This window comes from Plantactinospora sp. WMMB782, from assembly GCF_049179135.1.
Taxonomy (GTDB): Bacteria; Actinomycetota; Actinomycetes; order Mycobacteriales; family Micromonosporaceae; genus Plantactinospora.
In genome coordinates, this window is sequence record NZ_JBMHMC010000007.1 from 4,802,305 (window position 1) to 4,822,927 (window position 20,623).

The 20,623-nt window shown below is 74.2% G+C and carries 12 protein-coding genes and 2 pseudogenes; 11 read left to right on the forward strand and 3 right to left on the reverse strand.

Annotated elements, in window-relative coordinates; all coding sequences use genetic code 11:
- The first annotated feature begins 107 nt into the window (after positions 1 to 107).
- The 3 genes from ACN28A_RS23790 (at position 108) to ACN28A_RS23800 (ending at position 4,449) form a co-directional block, all read left to right on the forward strand.
- Entirely contained in the window at positions 108 to 1,796 is a 1,689-nt protein-coding gene (locus ACN28A_RS23790; protein WP_421398194.1) for a ribonuclease J, read from the forward strand.
- 193 nt (positions 1,797 to 1,989) lie between these two features.
- Complete coding sequence (locus ACN28A_RS23795) at positions 1,990 to 3,639, forward strand: S1 family peptidase (RefSeq protein ID WP_421398196.1); 1,650 nt, start codon at positions 1,990 to 1,992, stop codon at positions 3,637 to 3,639.
- Between the two features lie 135 nt (positions 3,640 to 3,774).
- Positions 3,775 to 4,449: a DUF2784 domain-containing protein gene (locus ACN28A_RS23800; RefSeq protein ID WP_421398198.1), complete on the forward strand. Its 675-nt coding sequence runs from the start codon at positions 3,775 to 3,777 to the stop codon at positions 4,447 to 4,449.
- On the opposite strand, the gene ACN28A_RS23805 is transcribed toward ACN28A_RS23800, so the two are convergent.
- Entirely contained in the window at positions 4,374 to 5,675 is a 1,302-nt protein-coding gene (locus tag ACN28A_RS23805) for a YbjN domain-containing protein (RefSeq protein WP_421398199.1), read from the reverse strand. The two genes, ACN28A_RS23800 and ACN28A_RS23805, sit on opposite strands and share 76 nt — an antisense overlap.
- Before the next feature lie 180 nt (positions 5,676 to 5,855).
- On the opposite strand from ACN28A_RS23805, the gene ACN28A_RS23810 reads away from it, so the two are divergent.
- The 8 genes and pseudogenes from ACN28A_RS23810 (at position 5,856) to pspM (ending at position 15,707) form a co-directional block, all read left to right on the forward strand.
- Entirely contained in the window at positions 5,856 to 8,336 is a 2,481-nt protein-coding gene (locus ACN28A_RS23810) for a DNA translocase FtsK (RefSeq protein WP_421398202.1), read from the forward strand.
- An 88-nt stretch (positions 8,337 to 8,424) separates the two neighbouring features.
- Positions 8,425 to 9,327, forward strand: a pseudogene (locus ACN28A_RS23815) (ornithine cyclodeaminase family protein); the annotation flags it as partial.
- A 283-nt stretch (positions 9,328 to 9,610) separates the two neighbouring features.
- A complete protein-coding gene (gene rimO / locus ACN28A_RS23820) occupies positions 9,611 to 11,179 on the forward strand; it encodes a 30S ribosomal protein S12 methylthiotransferase RimO (protein WP_421398204.1) in 1,569 nt (522 codons plus the stop codon).
- 241 nt (positions 11,180 to 11,420) lie between these two features.
- Positions 11,421 to 12,005, forward strand: coding sequence for a CDP-diacylglycerol--glycerol-3-phosphate 3-phosphatidyltransferase (gene pgsA / locus ACN28A_RS23825; RefSeq protein ID WP_421404614.1), 585 nt, complete (start codon positions 11,421 to 11,423; stop codon positions 12,003 to 12,005).
- A 73-nt stretch (positions 12,006 to 12,078) separates the two neighbouring features.
- Complete coding sequence (locus ACN28A_RS23830) at positions 12,079 to 12,606, forward strand: CinA family protein (protein WP_421398206.1); 528 nt, start codon at positions 12,079 to 12,081, stop codon at positions 12,604 to 12,606.
- 403 nt (positions 12,607 to 13,009) lie between these two features.
- Positions 13,010 to 13,282: pseudogene (locus ACN28A_RS23835) on the forward strand (helix-turn-helix domain-containing protein); the annotation flags it as partial.
- A 684-nt stretch (positions 13,283 to 13,966) separates the two neighbouring features.
- Positions 13,967 to 14,833 carry a PspA/IM30 family protein gene (locus ACN28A_RS23840; RefSeq protein ID WP_421404616.1) on the forward strand — a complete coding sequence of 289 codons (867 nt, stop codon included), beginning with the start codon at positions 13,967 to 13,969 and terminating at the stop codon, positions 14,831 to 14,833.
- 94 nt (positions 14,834 to 14,927) lie between these two features.
- On the forward strand, positions 14,928 to 15,707 hold the full coding sequence (gene pspM / locus ACN28A_RS23845) for a phage shock envelope stress response protein PspM (protein ID WP_421398208.1): 780 nt from the start codon (positions 14,928 to 14,930) through the stop codon (positions 15,705 to 15,707).
- A gap of 48 nt (positions 15,708 to 15,755) precedes the next feature.
- Here the strand turns inward: pspM and ACN28A_RS23850 are convergent, their stop codons facing one another.
- Complete coding sequence (locus ACN28A_RS23850; protein ID WP_421398211.1) at positions 15,756 to 19,406, reverse strand: hypothetical protein; 3,651 nt, start codon at positions 19,404 to 19,406, stop codon at positions 15,756 to 15,758.
- 194 nt (positions 19,407 to 19,600) lie between these two features.
- Positions 19,601 to 20,431, reverse strand: coding sequence for a DNA-formamidopyrimidine glycosylase family protein (locus ACN28A_RS23855; protein ID WP_421398214.1), 831 nt, complete (start codon positions 20,429 to 20,431; stop codon positions 19,601 to 19,603).
- Positions 20,432 to 20,623 lie beyond the last annotated feature (192 nt).

Genomic DNA, 20,623 nt, shown 5'->3' on the forward strand with positions numbered 1-20,623 from the left:
GGGGAGAGCGGGGCCCGGCTTCGCACCGGGGCACAGGGGCGGACCGGGGCAGAGGGGGTCGCCGCGGCGCCAGGGCGGACCGGGGCACGGCGTTCTGGAGCGGCGGCATGAGTCAGCCGGGAATCGAGCTGGAGCTGCCGCCGGAGCTGCCCGAGGGCGGGCTGCGGATCATGCCGCTGGGCGGGCTCGGCGCCATCGGGCGGAACATGACCGTCTTCGAGTACGACGGCAAGCTGCTGGTCGTCGACTGCGGGGTGCTCTTCCCCGACGTCGAACAGCCCGGGGTGGACCTGATCCTGCCGGACTTCGCGCCGATCCTGGACCGGCTCGGCGACGTACAGGCGATCGTGCTGACCCACGGGCACGAGGACCACATCGGGGCGGTGCCGTACCTGCTCGCCCACAAACCGGACATTCCGCTGGTCGGTTCGCAGTTCACCCTCGCCCTGGTCGAGGCGAAGCTGGCCGAGCGGCGGATCGAGCCGTACACCCTGACGGTCCGGGAGGGTGGCCGGGAGCGGCTCGGCCCGTTCGAGTGCGAGTTCTTCGCGGTCAACCACTCGATCCCGGACGCCCTCGCGGTGGCGCTCCGCACCCCGGCCGGGTTGGTACTGCACACCGGTGACTTCAAGATGGACCAGCTTCCGCTGGACGGCCGGATCACCGACCTGGCCGGCTTCGCGCGGCTCGGCGGCGAGGGCGTCGACCTGCTCCTCTCCGACTCGACGAACGCCGAGATCCCCGGCTTCGTCACCCCGGAGCGGGAGATCGGGCCGGTACTCGACTCGATCTTTGCCAAGGCGCGCGGCCGGATCATCGTCGCCTCGTTCGCCTCGCACGTGCACCGGGTGCAGCAGGTGCTGGACTCCGCCGCCGAGCACGGCCGCAAGGTCGCCTTCATCGGCCGGTCGATGGTGCGCAACATGGGCATCGCCCGCGACCTCGGGCTGCTCCGGATCGAACCGGGCCTGGTGGTCGGGCTGGACGAGGCGACCGCGCTGCCGCCGGACCGGATCGTGTTGATGTCGACCGGTTCCCAGGGCGAGCCGATGAGCGCGCTGGGCCGGATGGCCACCGGCGACCACCGGCACATCACCGTCGCCCCCGGCGACACCGTCGTGCTGGCCAGCTCGCTGGTGCCGGGGAACGAGACCTCGGTCTACCGGGTGATCAACCAGCTCTCCCGGGCCGGCGCGACCGTGATCCACAAGGACGTGGCCAAGGTGCACGTCTCCGGGCACGCCCCGGCCGGTGAGCTGCTCTACCTGCTCAACGTCGTCCGGCCGAGCAACCTGATGCCGGTGCACGGCGAGTGGCGGCACCTGCGGGCGCACGCCCGGCTCGGCATCGAATCCGGGGTCTCGCCGGACCGGGTGGTGCTCTGCGAGGACGGCGACGTCGTCGACCTCGTCGAGGGGCACGCCCGGGTGGTCGGTCACCTGAAGAGCCGGTACGTCTACGTCGACGGCCTCGCCGTCGGCGACGTCGGCGAGTCGCTCCTCACCGAGCGGCGGATTCTCGGCGACGGCGGCTTCATCTCGGCGACCGTGGTGGTCGACTCGGTCACCGGCAAGGTGGTCGGCGGTCCGGCCATCTCCGCCAAGGGCTTCTCCGACGACCCGGAGGCGTTCAACCCGGTGATCCCGCTGATCACCGAGGCGCTCGGCCGGGCGGCCACCGACGGGATCACCGACCCGCACCAGTTGCAGCAGATCGTCCGCCGCACCGTCGGCCGCTGGGTGAACGACGCGTACCGACGCCGCCCGATGATCGTCCCGACCGTGGTCGAGGTCTGACCACTTCCGCCTCAGGTGTGAGGAAGGGCCCCTTCCCCAACGCGAAGCGACAAGAAGGGGCCCTCTTCTACGTATCCGTGGCGCTGTCGGTTCAGTCGGTCGGGTGTGAGATTGCCCATCGCCGATCGTTCATCGCCGGATGGTCGTCGGCCGTACCTTCCCGCGGGCTGCCCGATGGTGAAGGAGGCGATCGATGGATCGCGGACGCGCGACGCGGAGCCGGCGAGGCACGGTCAGTCGGCGGAGTACGGCACAGCGGCGGGGGATCGCGATCGGCGTGACGGTGGCGACCGTCGCCGGTCTGGCGGCGGTGACCTGGCCGGCGCTGGCCGGCGAGGATCCGCCGCGACCGGAACCGGCCGGCCCGTCCCGCCAGCTCGTCGACGCGTTGCGCCGGGACCTGTCGCTTACCGAGGCGCAGGCGCGCGCCCGCCTCGACCGCGAGCGGTGGGCCCGGAACACCACCCGACAGCTGCGTACCGAGCTGGGTGCCGGGTACGGCGGCGCCTGGTTCACCGCCGACGGCAACCGGTTGATGGTGGCGGTGACCGACCAGGGGACCGCCGCGCGGGTACGCGCCGCCGGAGCCGAGCCGAAGCTTGTCACCCGGAACGCCCGACAGCTCGACACGGTGAAGGCGAGCCTCGACCGGATCGCCGGGGAGGCGACCCCGGACGTCGCCGGCTGGTACGTCGACGTCTCCGACAACCGCGTCGTGGTACGCGCCCAGCCCGGAACCGAGGCCGACGTGCGGCGCTTCGTCCGGGCCAGTGGCGCGCCGGCGGACGCGGTCGAGGTGGTCGCCTCGGCGGAGGCGCCGGTGCCGCTCATCGACGTGCGGGGCGGTGACCCGTACCTGATCGGCGGGCGGGCACGTTGCTCGGTCGGGTTCTCCGTGGTCGGCGGCTTCGTCACCGCCGGACACTGTGGAGCGGAGGGTGCCACCACCAGCAGCCCGGACGGGGTGGCCCAGGGTGTCGTCTCGGCCTCCTCGTTCCCCGGTGACGACTGGGGCGTGGTGCAGACCAACGACGACTGGGTGCCGCAGCCGGTGGTGAACGACTTCGACGGCGGCACGATCACCGTGGCCGGTGGCCAGGAGGCACCGGTGGGCAGCTCGATCTGCCGCTTCGGCTCCACCACCGGGGCCCGGTGCGGCGTCGTCGAGGCACTGAACGCCACGGTCGTCTACCCGGAGGGCACGGTCACCGGGCTGACCCGGACGGACGTCTGCGCCGAGCCGGGCGACTCCGGCGGCTCGTGGATGTCCGGGGACCAGGCCCAGGGGGTCACCTCCGGTGGCTCCGGCGACTGCACGGTGGGCGGCACCACGTTCTTCCAGCCGCTGACCGAGATCCTGGAGGTCAACCAGCTCACCCTGGTCACCACCGCCAACGGCGCGACGCCGCCGGCCGAGCCGCCGGCCGGCACCGAGCCGCCCGCCGCGACCGAGCCGCCGGCCACCGAGCCGCCGGCGCCCACCGAGCCGCCGGCCGGCGAGGACCCGCCAGCGGTCGAGGAGCCGCCGGGTTCGGAGTGCGCCGGGCACAGGGCGTTGAAGGCGGCCACCCTGGGCGCCGGGCGCCGCCAGGTGCAGCCCGCCGGCCGCTACTTCCGGGCCGGGCACGGCCGGCAGACCGGCTGCCTGGACGGGCCGGACGGGGCCAACTTCGACCTGGTACTCCAGCGGTGGAGCCGGGGTGGCTGGCGTACCGTGGCCGTCTCCGCCGGGCCGACCGCGGACGAGCGGATCTCCTTCACCGGCGGCGCCGGCTTCTACCGCTACCGGGTCGAGGCGCGGCGCGGCTCCGGCGACTACACGCTGGGCTTCTCGGTGCGCTGAGTCTGCCCCGACCCCGACTCCGGCGCCGACACAGGCGCCGGGGCCGGGTCGATACAGCGCCGGCCGGCGGGCTGGGTATGCGTACCCGGTCCGCCGGCCGCCCGACTGGGTAGCCTTTGCCCCGGGAGGCGGGCGATGGGTTACCGGATGTTGGTCACGCTGGCGCTGGCGCTGCACTTCGGCTTCCTGGCCTACCTGGTGCTCGGCGGATTCCTCGCCTGGCGCTGGCCGAGAACGATCTGGCCGCACCTGGCGGCTGCCAGCTGGGCGGTGCTGGTGGTCGCCGCCCGACTGGCCTGCCCGCTGACCTACCTCGAACACTGGGCGCGGCGCCGGGCCGGTGAGTCCGGCGTCGGGCAGGGGTTCATCGACCGCTACATCGAGGGCGTGGTCTATCCCGAGCGGTACGCCGCGCTCGCCCAGACCCTCGTCGCGGTGCTGATCCTGATCTCCTGGCTCGGTCTGGCGCACCGGCTCGGCCTGGCGCACCGGCTCGGCCTGGCGCACCGGCTCGGCCTGGCGCACCGGCTCGGCCTGGCGCACCGGCTCGGCCTGGCGCACCGGCTCGGCCTGGCGCACCGGCTCGGCCTGGCGCACCGGCTCGGCCTGGCGCACCGGCTCGGCCTGGCGCACCGGCTCGGCCTGGCGCAGCGGCTCGGTCTGTGCCGGCGGCTGCGCCCGGCGCACCGGCTCGGCCCGGCCCAGGAGCCGGCGCCGCGGATCAGGGCAGCGCGTCAGGCCACCGGTCCCCGATCGTGCCGACCGGACCGCGAACACCGCGCTCCGCCCGATCCGTCGACAGGTCGATGAGCGTCTGATCTGTCGACAGGTCGTCGATTGCCCGATCCGTCGGCGGGTCGATGATCGCCTGTTCCCTCGGCGGGTCGTCGATCGCCCGGTTGCTCGGGAGGTCGCAGGTCGCCGGTCGGCGCCGGTGGCAGCGACACCGGGCCGGGCACCGGGGGTTCGGCCAGCCAGCCGGCGACCCGGCCGGACTGGTGGCGCGTGCCGTTGCGGGCGTCGAACCGGCCGGCCAGGTCCTGGGCGGTGGCCGTGAGTTCGTGGCCGAGCGCGGCGACGGTCAGCTCGGCGGGGTGCCGTCGCGCGTGTCCGGGGCGGTGCAGCCGCTGCCGGGTGGAGCCGGCTTCGCCGGCCAGCCGGCAGAGCAGCGCACCGGCGGCGGCGAACTCCAGCGCGGACGCCTCGTCGGGCCGGCGGTCCAGCTCGGGCAGGTGCCGGGCGAGGATCGTCAGTCCACGGTCGTGCTGCCCGGCGAGCGCACAGAACCGCAGGTGGTCGGCGAGGAACCCGAACCCGGTCCGTTCCCGCCGGTGCCGTCGGTGTGCGCGTACGTGCGCGTCGGCCGCCTCGGCGTAGCGGCCCAGGCGCAGGTATGCCACCTGGACGGTGCCGAGTGCCCGCTCCGGCTGGTCGGGGCAGTCCAGCCGGCCGGCGAGCACCGACTCGACGATCCGCACCGCCTCGGTCCACCGGCCCCAGCCGGTCAACAGCCTCGCCTGCTCGACCGCCTCGCAACCGGCGCAACCGCTCCAGCCGTCGCGGGATGCCGCCCGCCACCGCACCAGCCACCGCCGGGCGGCCGGCTCGTCGCCGACGTGGTCGGCGATCCGGCAGCGCAGCGCGTACGCCGGACGTCGGCTTCGCCCGGCTGCTCCGAGCCGCCGCTCCAGGTCGTCCAGGGCGGCTTCGGCGCCGGCCAGTCCCACCCGGGGGGTGGCACAGAGGGCGGCCACCGCCGCCCGGTGGTAGCGGGGCAGCTGGTCGGCGTCGAGCCGCTCGACCGTCTCCGGTGCCCGGTCGACGACATCGAGGCACCATCGCAGCGGCGGGAGCATCCGCCACGGCTGGATCTGCTGCCGCACCTCGACCAGGGCGAGCCGGGCCGTGAAGCCGAGCCGCAGGTCCCCGGCCGCGTCGGCGTACGCCACGATCCGGTCCAGGTCGGCGAGTTTGGCCGCGTCGTCCGGCCGGTCCCGGGCGTCCGCCAGTGCGGCGGCCATCTCGTCGGAGGTCACGCGACCGCCGCCCGGAGCTGGGTCATGGCGAGTGCCTTTCGTCGGCGGGGTCCGGCCGGCGGTGAGTCTACCCAGCGTGATTTCCTCGTTACGGAACCGGCTGTGATCCGCGAGGTAACCGGGCCGACACGACCCGCAGAAGCGGGGAATCTCCGGCACCCACCGCTAACGTGTGAACTTATGGCGGGCCGTGCCTCCTCTCAGGCGAACCGGCGCCGGAACGGGTCGACCTCCCGCACCGGCGGTACCCGGGCGGGCAACACCCGGGCACGTCAGCCGACCCGGGGCCGGGCCGCCGCCGCCCGCCGGCCGACCCGGACCAGTCCGGCGGTCTACGTCGGCCGGGCGATCGGGGCGACCTGGATGGGGCTGGCGCACGGCGTCGGCTGGGCGATGCGGGCGGCGGGCCGGCAGGCGGCGACCGCCCGCGACCTCGACCCGGAGCACCGCCGGGACGGCGCCGGCCTGCTCCTGCTCGGCCTGGCGATCCTCAGTGCCGTCGCGGTCTGGTTCTCCTCGGCCGGGCCGCTGGGCGGCCAGCTCGCCGACACCATCCGGCTCTTCTTCGGCGCGATCTCGATCGTGTTGCCGGTCCTGCTGCTCATCGGCTCGGTCAGGCTGATGCGGACACCCACCGAGCCGGAGCACCGGGGGCGGGGCCTGGTCGGTTGGACCGCGCTGATCGTCGGTACGGCGGCCCTGCTGCACATCGGGACCCGTCCGGTGAACAACGCCGAGCGGGACTACGCCGGTGGCCTGATCGGAGCCGGGGTCGGCGGCCCGCTGGAGAGCGCGGTGAGCGCCTGGGTCGCCGTACCGCTGCTTGTGTTGCTGTTGCTCTTCGGCCTGCTGGTGGTGACCGCGACCCCGATCAACAAGGTGCCGGAGCGGCTCGGCCTGCTGGCCGGTGCGGTGCTCGGCCGGCCGGAGGCCGACGAGGAGGCCGAAGCCGGATCGACGCGCGGCACCGAGGGCCGCCGCCCGTCCCGGCGCCGCCCGTCGCCGCTGTCCGGTCCGGCCGACGAGGAGGAGGACGAGCCCGGCTACGAGATCGACACTCCGGCGGCCGAGGCGGTGCAACTGTCGCGCCGGTCGAAGGGAAAGGTGCCGGCGGCCCGGAAGACGCCGGAGCCGCCGGAGCACTCGCCCGCACCGACCCGGGCCGAGCAGCTGGCGATCACGGGGCTGGCCGGCGACTACGCGCTGCCGCCGGCGAACCTGTTGCGTCCGGGTGGTGCACCGAAGACCCGCAGCCGGGCCAACGACGAGGTGATCGCGGCGCTGACCGGCGTCTTCGAGCAGTTCGACGTGGACGCGGCGGTGACCGGCTTCACCCGGGGCCCGACCGTCACCAGGTACGAGGTCGAACTCGGGCACGGTGTGAAGGTCGAGCGGATCACCCAGCTCTCCCGCAACATCGCGTACGCGGTCAAGTCGCCGGACGTCCGGATTCTCAGCCCGATCCCCGGCAAGAGCGCGGTCGGCGTCGAGATCCCGAACAGCGACCGGGAGGACGTGGCGCTCGGCGACGTGCTCCGGTCCCGGGCGGCGGCGAGTGACCACCATCCGATGCTGGTGGCGCTCGGCAAGGACATCGAGGGTGGCTTCGTGGTGGCCAACCTCGCCAAGATGCCGCACATCCTCATCGCCGGCGCCACCGGTGCCGGCAAGTCGAGCTGCCTGAACAGCCTGCTCGTCTCCATCCTGACCCGGGCCACGCCCGACGAGGTGCGGCTGCTGCTGATCGATCCGAAGCGGGTCGAGATGACGAACTACGAGGGGATTCCGCACCTGGTCACCCCGATCGTGACCAACCCGAAGAAGGCGGCCGACTCGCTGGACTGGGTGGTGCGTGAGATGGACATGCGCTACGACGACCTCGCCGCCGCCGGGGTACGCCACATCGACGACTACAACCGCAAGGTCCGGGCCGGGCAGATCAAGCCGCCGCCGGGCAGTGAGCGGGAGATCCGGCCGTACCCGTACCTGCTGGTGATCGTGGACGAGTTGGCCGACCTGATGATGGTGGCGCCGCGCGACGTGGAGGACTCGGTCGTCCGGATCACCCAGCTCGCCCGTGCCGCCGGCATCCACCTGGTGCTGGCCACCCAGCGCCCCTCGGTCGACGTGGTGACCGGTCTGATCAAGGCGAACGTGCCGTCCCGGCTCGCCTTCGCGACCTCCTCGCTCGCCGACTCGCGGGTCATCCTCGACCAGCCCGGCGCGGAGAAGCTGATCGGCCGGGGCGACGGGCTGTTCCTGCCGATGGGCGCATCCAAGCCGGTACGCATCCAGGGTGCCTGGGTGACCGAGGGCGAGATCAACGACATCGTCAAGTTCTGCAAGGACCAGCGGGAGCCGGAGTTCCGGCCCGACGTGCTGACCCCGGCGCAGGACACCAAGAAGAAGGTCGACGAGGAGATCGGCGACGACCTCGACCTGCTGGTGCAGGCGATCGAGCTGGTGGTGACCTCGCAGTTCGGCTCGACCTCGATGCTGCAACGCAAGCTGCGGGTCGGTTTCGCCAAGGCGGGCCGGTTGATGGACCTGATGGAGACCCGGGGCATCGTCGGGCCGTCCGAGGGCTCGAAGGCCCGGGACGTGCTGGTCAAGCCGGACGAGCTGGAGGAGGCGCTGGCCGCACTCCGGCCGGAGGACTGAGCGGGAGGCCTCCTGCGCGCCTGACCTGCCTGTGCGATCGATCTCCTGCGGTTGACCTCAATCGTGGTTGAAGTTCCAGAATCGGGGGATGACCCAGTTCATCTCCGACGCCGAGGTGTCGGCCCGGCTGGACCCGGCGACCGCGGTGGAGGCGATCCGGGACGCCCTGCTGGCGGCGTACCGGGGCCGGTTCGTCGCCCCGCCCAGGGCGGCCGTACCGCTGGCGGGTGGTCGACTGGTGCTCGCCGCCGGCCAGCTCACCGGCGAGTGGTACGGCTACGGCTCGTACGACACCTTCGGGCATGGCGAGGGCGAGCAGGTGGTGGCCCTGCACGAGGCCGGTACCGGACGGGTCCGGGCGATCGCGGTCGGCGCGGAGATCGGGTCCCGGCGTACCGGGGCGCTCGGCGGGGCGGCGGTGCGGGCACTCGCCCGGCCGGACGCGGCCACCCTGGGCGTGCTCGGTGCCGGTGGGCAGGCATGGGCGCAGGTCTGGGCCGTCGCGGCGGTGCGCCGGCTGCGCGAGGTGACGGTCTTCTGCCGTAGCCCCGCCGGGCGGGAGAAGTTCGCCGCCCGGGTCCGCTCCGAACTGGGCATACCGGCCCGGCCGGCGTCCACCGGCCGCGAGGCGGTACGCGACCGCGACATCGTGGTACTCGCCACCACCAGCCGCACGCCGGTGATCTCGGCCGCCGACCTGAGCCCCGGCTGCCACCTCAACGCCGTCGGGCCCAAGCAGGTGGGTCGGTCCGAGTTCGGCCCCGACCTGCTGGACCGGGCGGATCTGCTGGTCACCGAGTCGCCGGAGCAGGCCGGGGCGTACGACCCGCCGATGCTCGGCACCGTCGGGGCGTACGCCGGGCGGTTCCGGGCGCTGGGCGGGGTGCTGGCCGGCGCGCTGCCCGGCCGGACCACGGCGGACCAGGTGACGGTCTTCTGCTCGGTCGGCCTGGCCGGCGCCGAGGCGTTCCTGCTCGATCGACTGACCAGGCCGGGGCGGAGGCCGCCGACCGGTGCCGCCCCGGTCGGTTCTACGGGTGCCGCCCCGGTCGGTTCGACGGGTGCCGCCATGGTCGGTTCGACGGGTGCGGTGCCGGGCGAGCCGACGGATTCGGTTCCGGTCGAGGCGGTCCGTGCGGCGGTGCCGGGTCGGAACACCGCGCGGGGGTGACCGGAGCCGCCGGCCGGGGTGCCCCGAGCGCTCCGGGCGCGGCTGGACCGTGCGCTCCGCCGGGCGCCGTGCCGGAGCCCGGCCACCCTCCCGGTAGGCTCGGATGGTGTCTGCCGATTCCTCCTCCCGGCGCCGGGTCGCGCTGCTCACTCTCGGTTGTGCCCGTAACGAGGTCGACTCGGAGGAGCTGGCCGCCCGGCTGGACGCCGACGGCTGGCAGGTGACCACCGACGGCGAGGGCGCCGACGTGGTGCTGGTCAACACCTGCGGCTTCGTGGAGAAGGCCAAGCAGGACTCGATCCAGACCCTGCTGGCCGCCGCCGACACCGGGGCCAAGGTCGTGGCGGCCGGCTGCATGGCCGAGCGGTACGGCCGGGAGCTGGCCGACGGCATGCCCGAGGCCGGCGCGGTGCTCAGCTTCGACGACTATCCCGACATCTCCGCCCGGCTGGACGACGTACTGGCCGGCAAGCAGCTTCCCGCACACACGCCCCGGGACCGGCGTGAACTGCTGCCGTTGACCCCGGTGGCCCGGCACGGCGGCACCGTGGTGGTGCCCGGACACGGCGACGCCGCCGGCCGCCCGACCGGCGACGCGGCGGTGTCGGGGCCGGAGGGCAAGCCGGTGCCGGGCGGCCCCGCGAGCCGTCCGGCCGGCGGTGCGCTGGTGGCCGACGAGCACACCCCGGCGCACCTGCGTCCGGTACTCCGGCACCGGCTCGACTCGGGCCCGGTCGCCTCGTTGAAGCTGGCCAGTGGCTGTGACCGGCGCTGCGCGTTCTGCGCCATCCCGGCGTTCCGTGGCGCCTTCGTCTCGCGTACCCCGGACGAGCTGCTCGCCGAGGCGGAGTGGCTGGCCCGCTCGGGCGTACGGGAGCTGGTGCTGGTCAGTGAGAACTCCACCTCGTACGGCAAGGATCTCGGCGATCCCCGGCTGCTGGAGAAGCTGCTCCCGCAGCTGGCCGCGGTCGACGGCATCGTCCGGGTCCGGGCCAGTTACCTCCAGCCGGCGGAGACCCGTCCGGGGCTGGTCGAGGTGATCGCCAGCACACCCGGGGTGGCGCCCTACTTCGACCTCTCGTTCCAGCACTCCAGCGAGGCGGTACTGCGCCGGATGCGCCGGTTCGGCTCGACCGACCGGTTTCTCGACCTGCTCGCCTCGGTCCGGCGGTTCGCGCCCGACGCCGGAGCCCGGAGCAACGTGATCGTCGGCTTCCCCGGCGAGACCCGGGCGGACGTCGCGGAACTGGAGCGCTTCCTCACCGCCGCCCGGCTGGACGCGATCGGGGTCTTCGACTACAGCGACGAGGACGGCACCGAGGCCGCCACCCTGTCGGGCAAGGTGTCGCCGGCCGCGGTCAAGCGGCGCTACGACCGGCTCTCCGCGCTCGCCGACGAGCTCTGCTCGCAGCGCGCCGAGGAGCGGCTCGGCTCCAGCGTCGAGGTGCTCGTCGACTCGGTGGACGACGGCGTCGTGGAGGGCCGGGCGGCGCACCAGGCCCCGGAGGTGGACGGTTCGACCACCCTGGTCGCGCCGACCGGCGGCGGGGTCGACCTGGCCGTGCTGTGCCCGGGCGACCTGGTCCGGGCCAGGGTCACCGGCACCGAGGGCGTGGACCTGGTGGCCGTGCCGGAGGAGATGATCTCGGCGGCGCCGCGTGGGGCGGGGTGACCCCGGTGGCAGCGACGGCCCCGCCGGGGATGTCCCGCCGGGCCGACGGCGGGACGCCGTCGTGACCGGGGCGGCGGATCCGGTACCGGGTGCGGCGGCGTCGGCGGTGCCCGGCGCGGCGGTGCCGGGCGCGGCGGTGCCGGGCGCGGCGGCGTCGGCGGTACCGGCCGGGCGGGCCGCCGCGGATGCCGATCCGGCGAGCGGCGACCCGACGCGGGCCCATCCGGTGCGGACCGACCCGGTGGCCGATCCGGTGCCGACCGGACGGGTCGGCCCGGTACCGCTGGTCAACGCGGCCAACGGGCTCACCGCGCTCCGACTGGCGTTGGTACCCGTCTTCGTCGGTCTGGTGGTCGCCTCCGCGATGGTGCACCCCGGCTGGCGGGTGGCCGCCTGTCTGACCTTCGCCGTCGCCTCGGTGACGGACCTGGTGGACGGATGGATCGCCCGGCGCTGGGCGCTGGTCACCTCGTTCGGAAAAGTGGCCGACCCGATCGCCGACAAGGCCCTGACCGGCACCGCTCTAGTTCTATTGTCCTGGTATGACCGGATTCCGTGGTGGATCACGATGCTCATCCTGGTACGCGAGTTCGGTATCACCCTGATGCGCTTCTGGGTGATCCGGTACGGCGTCATCGCGGCCAGCCGGGGCGGCAAGGTCAAGACCGCTGTCCAGATCCTGGCCATCGTCTGGTACCTCTGGCCGGTTCCGGAGAGCGTCGCCTGGGTAGGACCGTGGATCCTCGGCGTCGCCGTGGTGGTGACCGTGGTGACCGGGCTGGACTACGTGGTCCGGGCACTGCGCCTGCGTCGCCCGGCACGCTGACCGCCGCCGCAGGACGGGGCACGCACAGCAGTACCGGCCGCACGTTCCGGCCGAGAATCGACAGGAGGACCGGATGGCGGAGGATCCCGCACGGGCAGCCGACAACGCGGCGGCGGCGGTGGTGCACGCACTCGCCGACCGGGGTGCCACGCTCGCGGTGGTGGAGTCGCTCACCGGCGGCCTGCTCTCCGCCACGATCGTCGACATCGCCGGGGTCAGCAGCGTGTTCCGGGGCGGCGTGGTGGCGTACGCGACGGAGTTGAAGTCGTCGCTGGTGGGCGTACCGGCCGAACTGCTCGACCAGCGCGGCGCGGTCGACCCGGACGTGGCGGTGGCGCTGGCCGAGGGCGGCCGGCAGCGCTGTGCCGCGGACTGGTGCCTCGCCACCACCGGAGTCGCCGGTCCCGAACCGCAGGACGGCAAGCCGGTCGGGCTCGTCTTCGTGGCGGCGGCCGGACCCACCGGCACCGAGGTGCGCCGGCTCGACATCGGCGGCAACCGGCTACGGATCCGCATCGAGGCGGTGAGTGGCGCCCTGCACCTGCTCAGCGAGCGGTTGCACGCCGAGGTCGACGGGACCCCGGTCGGCGGCGCCCGCTGATCTCACCTCGTCTCCCGGCACGGCCGCCGGGCACCGCACCACGCGGCCCGGCAGCATTCCGGACGCGGCCCGGCAGCAGCATTCCGGACGCGGCCTGGCAGCATCCCGGACGCGGCCCGGCGCCTCGCGACCAGCGCCGACACGTTCGAAGCCACGGCCGCCGGTCGGTCGGCGGCCGACCGGCGGCCGTAACCCGACTGGCGGGGCGGGATGTCGTCGGCGGCCGTAGCGGGTACGGTTGCGGGAAGGCTCGGGCAGTCGACGTCGCGGTACCCCCCGCATCGCGGCCGGATCGGCGCGCCGCACCCGCGGCGAGGTCGGTGTCGCCGCAGCGCGGCGGGGTCGACGTGACGACGCCGGTCCGACGTCCGGGAGAGTCTGAGCCCGCGACACGGGAGGTGCGATGGTCCTGCTACGCCGGGTGATCGGCGACGCGTTACGGGCGCGTCGGCAGGGGCAGCACCGGACCCTGCGCGAGGTCTCCTCCGCCGCCAACGTCAGCCTGGGCTACCTCTCCGAGATCGAGCGCGGTCAGAAGGAGGCATCGAGCGAGCTGCTCGCCGCCATCTGCGACGCGTTGGGGGCCCGGCTCTCCGAGCTGCTCCGGGACGTCAGCGACACGGTCGAGCTGGCCGAGGGACTGCCCGGGGTGCTGATGCCGGTCCAGGAGAGCCCGGACACCGGGCGGGCCGGAGCGAAGCGTCCGGAGTCGGGTGGACCTGCCGAGGAGGCTGGCCGGTCCGCTCCGACATACCCGGTACCGGCCCGACAGTCCGGGGCGGCCGAGCCGACCCGCCAGGTTGCGGCCGAGCCGGTCCGCCAGGCCGGGACCGCCGAGCCGGCCCGGCAGGCCGCGGCGGCCGAGCCGGCGCGTACCGAGCCCGCCGCCCAGTCGGCGCTGGTCGAGGCGTCCCTGGTCGGTCCGGCGCTGGCCGACCGGGCCGTGCGCACCCTTGCCGACGGCGGCGTGCACCCGCTCGGCGCCGAGCCGGTGCGGCAGATAGCGACCGACGGCACCGTTTCGGTGACGGTACGGCAGGAATCGCCGCTCAAGACGACCCTGCGGACCACCCGCCGGATCCGCCCCACCGCGAGCCCCGAGCGCGACGTCGTCTGCGTCGGCTGACCGGCCGCGATGCCGGCTGATCCGTCCCGCGCCGAGCCCGGCGGCGATGAAGTGTGGCTCGCCGAGGGCCTACCGCGTTACGGTGGGCCCCAGCGGCATATCCGGTGGATATCCCCCTGAGGTCGTAGGCCGGGGTGGCGCGATCCTGGGACGATGGAGATCCTGTCGTGCGGGCGCTTTACCGGGCCGGCCGACACGGCCACCGGACTGATGACACTGAGGGGATACCGGGAGATGGCGAACCCGTTCGTCAAGGGCTGGCGCTACATGATGGCGCTGTTCGGCGCCAAGATCGATGAGTACGCCGATCCCAAGGTGCAGATCCAGCAGGCCATCGAGGAGGCGCAGCGCCAGCACCAGGCGCTCGTCCAGCAGGCTGCGGCGGTCATCGGCAACCAGCGTCAGCTCGAGATGCGGCTGTCCCGGCAGATGTCCGAGGTCGAGCGGCTCCAGGGCATGGCCCGGCAGGCCCTGGTGCTCGCCGACCGGGCCCGGGCCGCCGGTGACGAGACCGAGGCCACCAAGTACGAGCAGAGTGCGCAGACCGTCGCCACCCAGCTCGTCGCGGCCGAGCAGTCGACCGAGGACCTCAAGACCCTGCACGACCAGGCGATCGGTGCTGCCGCACAGGCCCGCCGGGCGGTCGAGAACAACTCGATGATCCTCCAGCAGAAGCTGGCCGAGCGGGCGAAACTGCTCAGCCAGCTCGAACAGGCCAAGATGCAGGAGAGTGTGGCCAGGTCGCTGGAGTCGATGTCCGCGCTGGCCGCACCGAGCAACACTCCCTCGCTCGACGAGGTGCGGGACCGGATCGAGCAGCGCTACGCCAACGCGATGGGCCGGGCCGAGCTGGCCGGCAACTCGGTCGAGGGGCGGATGCTGGAGATCCAGAAGTCCACCCTCGACCTGGCCGGCGCCTCCCGGCTCGAGCAGATCCGCTCCAGCATGGCCGGCGAGAAGCTGGCCGGCGGGACCGCCAACCCGGCGGTCGAGTCGGCACCCCCGGCGGCGGACCCGGCCGGGGTGGCCCGGCTGGACGAGATCCGGGCCAGCCTGGGCCGGGACAAGCAGACCGGCGGCGGCAGCAGCGCCGCCGGCTGACCGGCAGGACCCGGCGGGCCGGAGGCGGAGCGGCGGGGGAAACGACCAGCGGAGCCGTCGGCCGGGCCGGCGGTCGTCGGGGAGTGGGGTCGAGATGGCGGATCTGCGTACCCGCCACCTGCGCCGGCTGCGTAGCCTGCGCCGGTCGGTGCGGCGGTGGAGCGTGCTCGCGGGCGGTCTTGGCGGGGCGGCGGCGGTCCTCACCCCCTACCAGGGGTTGGGCCTGCCGGACGCGGCCTGGGCGGCGGCGGCCGGTGGTTCGGTCATGCTGGCGGTCTGGCGCTGGGCCGACCTTCGCGAGCTGGCCGCCCAACCGGTGCCGCCGGCCCCCGAACCGATCACCCCGGAACAGGTCGGTGCCCGGCTGGTCGCCGCGGTCGAGCGGCTGCCCGCCGGCCGGCAGGCCCTCGCCGAGGTACGCCGGCAGCGCGCCCGGGTCGCCCTGCGCGGCTCGACGGCGGCCGGGCCGTGGGCCCGGCTGGACCGGGCCGCGGTCACGATGGCCGGGCTCGCCGGACGGCTCACCGGCCCGGCCGGCCCCGCCCTGCTGGAGGCGACGGTGGCGGAGCAGTCCCTCCGGGACCTCGCCGAGCGGGTGGCCAGTGTGGACCGGGCGGTACGGGTGGCGCCCGCCGACACCCGCGCCGAGCTGGAGGCCGCGCACCGGCACCTGACGGCGCAGCTCGACAGCGGTGTGTCGGCGTACGAGCGGCTGGTGGCGGCGGCGGCCGGTTTCGTGGCCGAGGAGGGCCGCGAGTACGACGACCACTCGTCGGTGACCCGGCTCACCGAGGCGACCGACCTGCTCCGGGGGGTGGCCGGTGGGCTGGCGGAGCTGCGCTCCCGTACCGGCCCGACCCAGGCGATGTCCTGACCCGACCCGACAGTGGTGGGGGCGGGGCGGCCTGACACCCGACCGGTCTCAGCTCGGGGTGCGGATCGAGACCGCGCCGCTGACCGCCGACGTACCGGCCGGATTGGCGGCCTGGATCCGGTAGTGGTAGACGGTGTCCGGGGCGACTCCGGTGTCGGTGAACGAGCGGACCGTGCCCGGCAGCCGGGACGTCACCAGCGCCGAGCTGAAACCGGCGTCGGCGGCCCGGTGCAGCCGGAAACTTCCGACCACGCTCGTCAACGGGACCCGCCAGGTCAGCACCACGCTGCCGCCGCCCGGCCCCGGTGTGCCGTCCAGCGTCACCGTGAGGTCGGTAGGCGTCGGCGGCACCGCCGGGACAACCACCGTGCAGACGTTCGACCAGGGTGACGACGCGCCGAGATAGCCGGTACGCACCCGGTAGTAGTAGGTGGTCTCCGGGGTCACCCGGGTGTCCGGGCAGCTGCCGGTGACCGGGCGGGTACTGGTGACCAGCCCACTGCTGAAGGTCGGGTTGGTGGCCCGTTGCAGCTCCACAGTGGTGGCGAAGGAGCGGTTCACCCAGCCCCGGTCGACCCGCAGCGGCGGACCGCTCGCCACCGTGGCGACCAGTCCGGTCGGCGCCCGCAGCCACACCTGCGCGCTCGTGGTGTTCGAGTACCCGGAGTGGGCGACGGCGTTCTCGGCCCGTACCCGGTAGTAGTAGGTGACTCCGGGGACGACTGTCGAGTCGTCGTACCGGTTCTGCCCGGCCGGTACGACGAAGGTGTGCAGGTCCCGGCTGAAGCCGGGGTCGACGGCCCGCTGCACCCGGCAGCCGGTGGCGCGCGGCCCCGGTGCGCCGCCGCGCCGGGAGTTGTCCGTCCAGGCCAGGACGATCGCCGGGAGCACGCTCGCCGAGCCGGGTTCCGGCCGGGCGGCGAGCCCGGTCGGCGCCGCCGGAGAGAAGCGCAGCACCAGCGGCCGGGCCATCCGGCCCTCGGCGTGGCCGAGCAGTCGCGAGTGCCAGAGGTACTCCCAGCCGAGGTCGTGCCGCCGGTTGGCCATCGCCGCCGGTTCGCCGGTCAGCGGGTCGACCTGGGCGTAACCTTCGGACTCGCCGGCCGGGCGGGTCGGGTCGGCGAGCCGGACGCTGTCCGGGACGGTGAACGGCAGTGCCGGTGGCAGCGTCGGCCGGAGTGCCACCACCACCGCCTCGAACGGATGCACCCGGACGGTGTCCCGCCAGCCGAACTCGTTGCGTTCCGGCGGCCGGACCGTGCCGTCCCGGCCGATCCGGTTCACCAACTGGACGTCGACGTGCTGGAAGTGCACGAACTGGGTCTCCGCGCCGTGGTGCACGACCTTCCAGAGCTGGCTGTTGTCGCCGGGCGAGCCGACCGGGGCGGCCGGATCGGAGGGGAGCAGCACCTCGGTCGGCGGGTCGATCCTGGTCAGCGGGATGGTGGTCTGCACCAGCGAGCCGGACTGCGGCAGTTCGGTGCCGAGCAGGGAGGTCCGCCGGCCGTACCCGGGTTCGAACTCGGCCACGATCGCCTTGCGGTGCAACGGCAGGGTCACCGGCGTGCCGCCGCCGTACGGGACGAAGGTGAGCGAGCCGGCCTCGGCCGGGGCGTACCCGTCCGGGGGCGTGGCGGTGCCGAACGCCAGGTCGTACGCCGGCTGCGGCACGATCGGCGGCGGCTGGCTCGCCGCGTACGCCGCCGGCAGCGCGACCCGGAGCCGGTCGACGTCGAACGGCGGGGCCGGCGTCCCCACCACCTGGATCTGGAGCAGGGTCCGGGTGTTCGGGCCGTAACCGGGGCGGGTGCCCGGTGGCCCGCCCGACGGGGTCCGGTCCGGGGCGCCGGTGTACTGGTCGTTGCGCGGGTCACCGCCCGGCAGCGGCGCCGGGCAGTCGTTGTAGAGGACCAGGTTCGACCCGGACGGCACGGAGGAGAGGTCGACGACCACGTCGGCGCGCTCGCCGGGGCCGAGCAACAGGGCGTGCCCGGTCACCTCGGGCACGGCGCCGTCCTGCCGGTCGTACCGGTAGTCGATCGGCTGGCTGGACAGCACCGCGACCGCCGGCAGCAGCCCGCCGTCGGTGCCGAGCTGGATCCAGTCCGGACCTGTCGCGTTCGGGTCCGGCACCCCGCCATCCCGGCCGTCGGTGGGCCAGCCCGGCGGGAAGTCCGGGTTCGGCCGGGCCGGGACCATCGGCACCTCGCCGGCCCCGCCGTCGAGCAGCGAGCCGTCCGGCCCCCACATCGGCGCGTTCGAGGCCGCGTAGTAGAGCTGGAGGTTCAGGCTGCGGTCGTTGCAGGCGTTGAGGATCCGGAACCGGTACGCCGCCGGCCGCAGCCGCAGGTAGGGGTAGGCGGCACCGTTTACCAGCGGGGTGTCGCCGAAGGCGTCCGGTACCGCCGACGGGGTCGGGGTGCCCGGCTGGACCGGCGGCTGCCACGGCCGGGCCAGCGGGTCGTGGTGCGGGTTCGGTGCCGCCGGATGGGTGAGCCCGGTGAACGGCGGCCAGAACCACGGCCCGTAGTCCCACCGCCCCATCGGGTTCGTCCCCGACTCGTTGTACGGGTTCTGGCTCGGCATGTAGACGTGCGGGAACCACAGGCTCCCCGGGCCACCCCAGCGGGCCACGTCCCAGGTCGGGTCCTGGGCGGCGAGCTGGGTCTCGTCCGGCACGAAGGTCCTGTCCTGGAGCACCAGCAGGACCTCCTCGGCCGGCAGTACGCCGTCGTCGACCAGGCGACGCTGCACCGGGTCGTCCAGCCGGTAGAGGCCGAGCTGTCCGGAGTAGACGGTCAGCCGGGCGATCCCCTCGGACTGGTCGTGCCAGCAGAGCAGCCGCCCGCTCTGCTGGTTGGGGTAGTAGGCGGTACTCGCCCCGGCACCGGGCTCCGGCATGTCCGGTACGGCGGCGAAACCGGCGCCGCGCGGGTACGACGTCGGTTCGCCGGCCGGGGTCGTCCACTGGGCCGGGCCGCCGTTGCTGATCCACGGGGTACGCCCGCCGTGCAGGTGGACCGCGCAGCGGTTCTGCGGGTAGTGCTCGGTGCCGCCGAGCGGACCCGTACCGGCGCCCGGCACGGTCGGGTCCACCGGCAGGAAGAGCGCCCCGGCCGGGCCGACCGGCAGCCGGTTGACGTACTTGACCCGGACCGGGCGGTCCTGCCGGGCCAGGATCAGCGGCCCGAGGTGGTACGGCCGCGGCGGTGGCGCCACCGTGTTGTGCCCGGTGTCGTCGGTGCCGTTGTTCAGTTGCCGGTAGCCGCGCAGCCGGGTCGGCGGCAGGTCGGGGTGCAGTTGCTGCTGGTACTCCTGCACCCCGATCTCGTAGTAGTCGCAGCCCGGATAGGTGATGGTGTCCGGCACCGCGACCGGGATCAGGTTGCCGAGTTCGTTCGGGACGTCGCCGGGCCGGGGGAGGGCGGCGACGAACTTGCGGACGCCGGTGCCCGGCGCCACCCGCCCGGCGGCGTCGCAGACCGGCAGCGGGCTGTAGGCGTAGTTCGGCACGAACCCGAAGTAGTCCGGCGGAGCGGTCGGGTCGAGGGTGGCCGCCGGCAGGGCGTCTACGCTGGTCCGGGCGGCCGGCACCACCGTCGCAGCGGTCCGGCCGGTGCCGGCTTGCGGGCTGTCCCCGCTCGGTCGCCTGGCCTGTCCCGCCCGGACCGCCAGGCTTGCCGCGAACCTCCTGAACATGACCGCACCCCTTTCCGGGAAGATCAGCTCGACCGGATCGCTCCGTCCGCCAGCGCCACGGGAGCCCGGACGGTACTGTCCGGCCGGGCCCGGGGCTGCTGACGATCCGTAAGCAGTCAACCGCGTACGGCCAGTGTTGGATACGGTCGCCAGGCAGCTGAAAACGTCTCGATCCGGCCGGGATCGAGCGGACCTCAGTGGGCGGGCCGGCCGGGGCCGGTGGCCGGGCGGTGGCCCGGCTCGGGCTGGCAGTTCGGGCACCAGTAGGTGACCCGTTCGCCCTGGTCCCGTTTCCGGATCGTCGCGCCGCACCGGCGGCACGGCTCGGCCCGGCGGCCGTAGACGTAACTGGTCCGGCCCCGGTGCAGCGACCCGGTGGTGCTCTGCGTCCACCGGCCCCGGTTCGCCATCAGCAGCCGGTGCGCCAGCGCCACCATGCCGGGCAGGTCGGGGACCTGCCGGACCGGCGTCCACGGCGAGACGCCGCGCAGGAACAGCAGCTCGGACTTGTAGAGGTTGCCGATCCCGGCCAGGTTGGTCTGGTCGAGCAGTGCCTCGGCGATGCTCCGGGACGGTTGGGCGGCGAGCCGGCGTACCGCCTCGGCCGGGTCCCAGTCGGGGCCGAGCAGGTCCGGTCCGAGGTGCCCGACCAGGGACGGCTCGTCGGCGGTCGGCAGCAGGGCCAGCTCGTGCAGGTGGTAGCCGACGGCCACCGCCGCGGCGGTGCGGAGTACCACCCGGATGGTGTGCGCGGGGCGGGCCGCCCAGCGTTCCCCGGGGGTGTACGCCCGCCAGGCGCCGTCCATCCGCAGGTGCGAGTGCAGGGTGAGCCGGGTCCCGTCGTCCGGGGGCAGCAGCCGCAGCAGCAGGTGCTTGCCCCGGGCGGCGGATTCCAGCACGGTGGCCCCGGTCAGGTCGGCGGTGGCGAGCTGCGGTACCCGGAAATCGCTGGCGGTCAGCCGGTCACCGGCCAGGGCGCGGTGCAGCGCGCGGGCGGTGTTCCACACGGTGTCGCCTTCGGGCACCCGACCATCCTCCTCCAGCGACACCGCTGGAAGCCGCGTACGCGCCGACGGGCGGGCCGCCCCGGGCCTGGCCTGGCCGGGGCGGGCGGGGGTCTCCCGATGGTGGTGGCCGGCGCCGCCCTGCTCGGGACGGAACGCCGGCCACCGGGTGCGGAAATCGTCGGGATCGTCGGGGTGGTTCGGGTGGTCGGG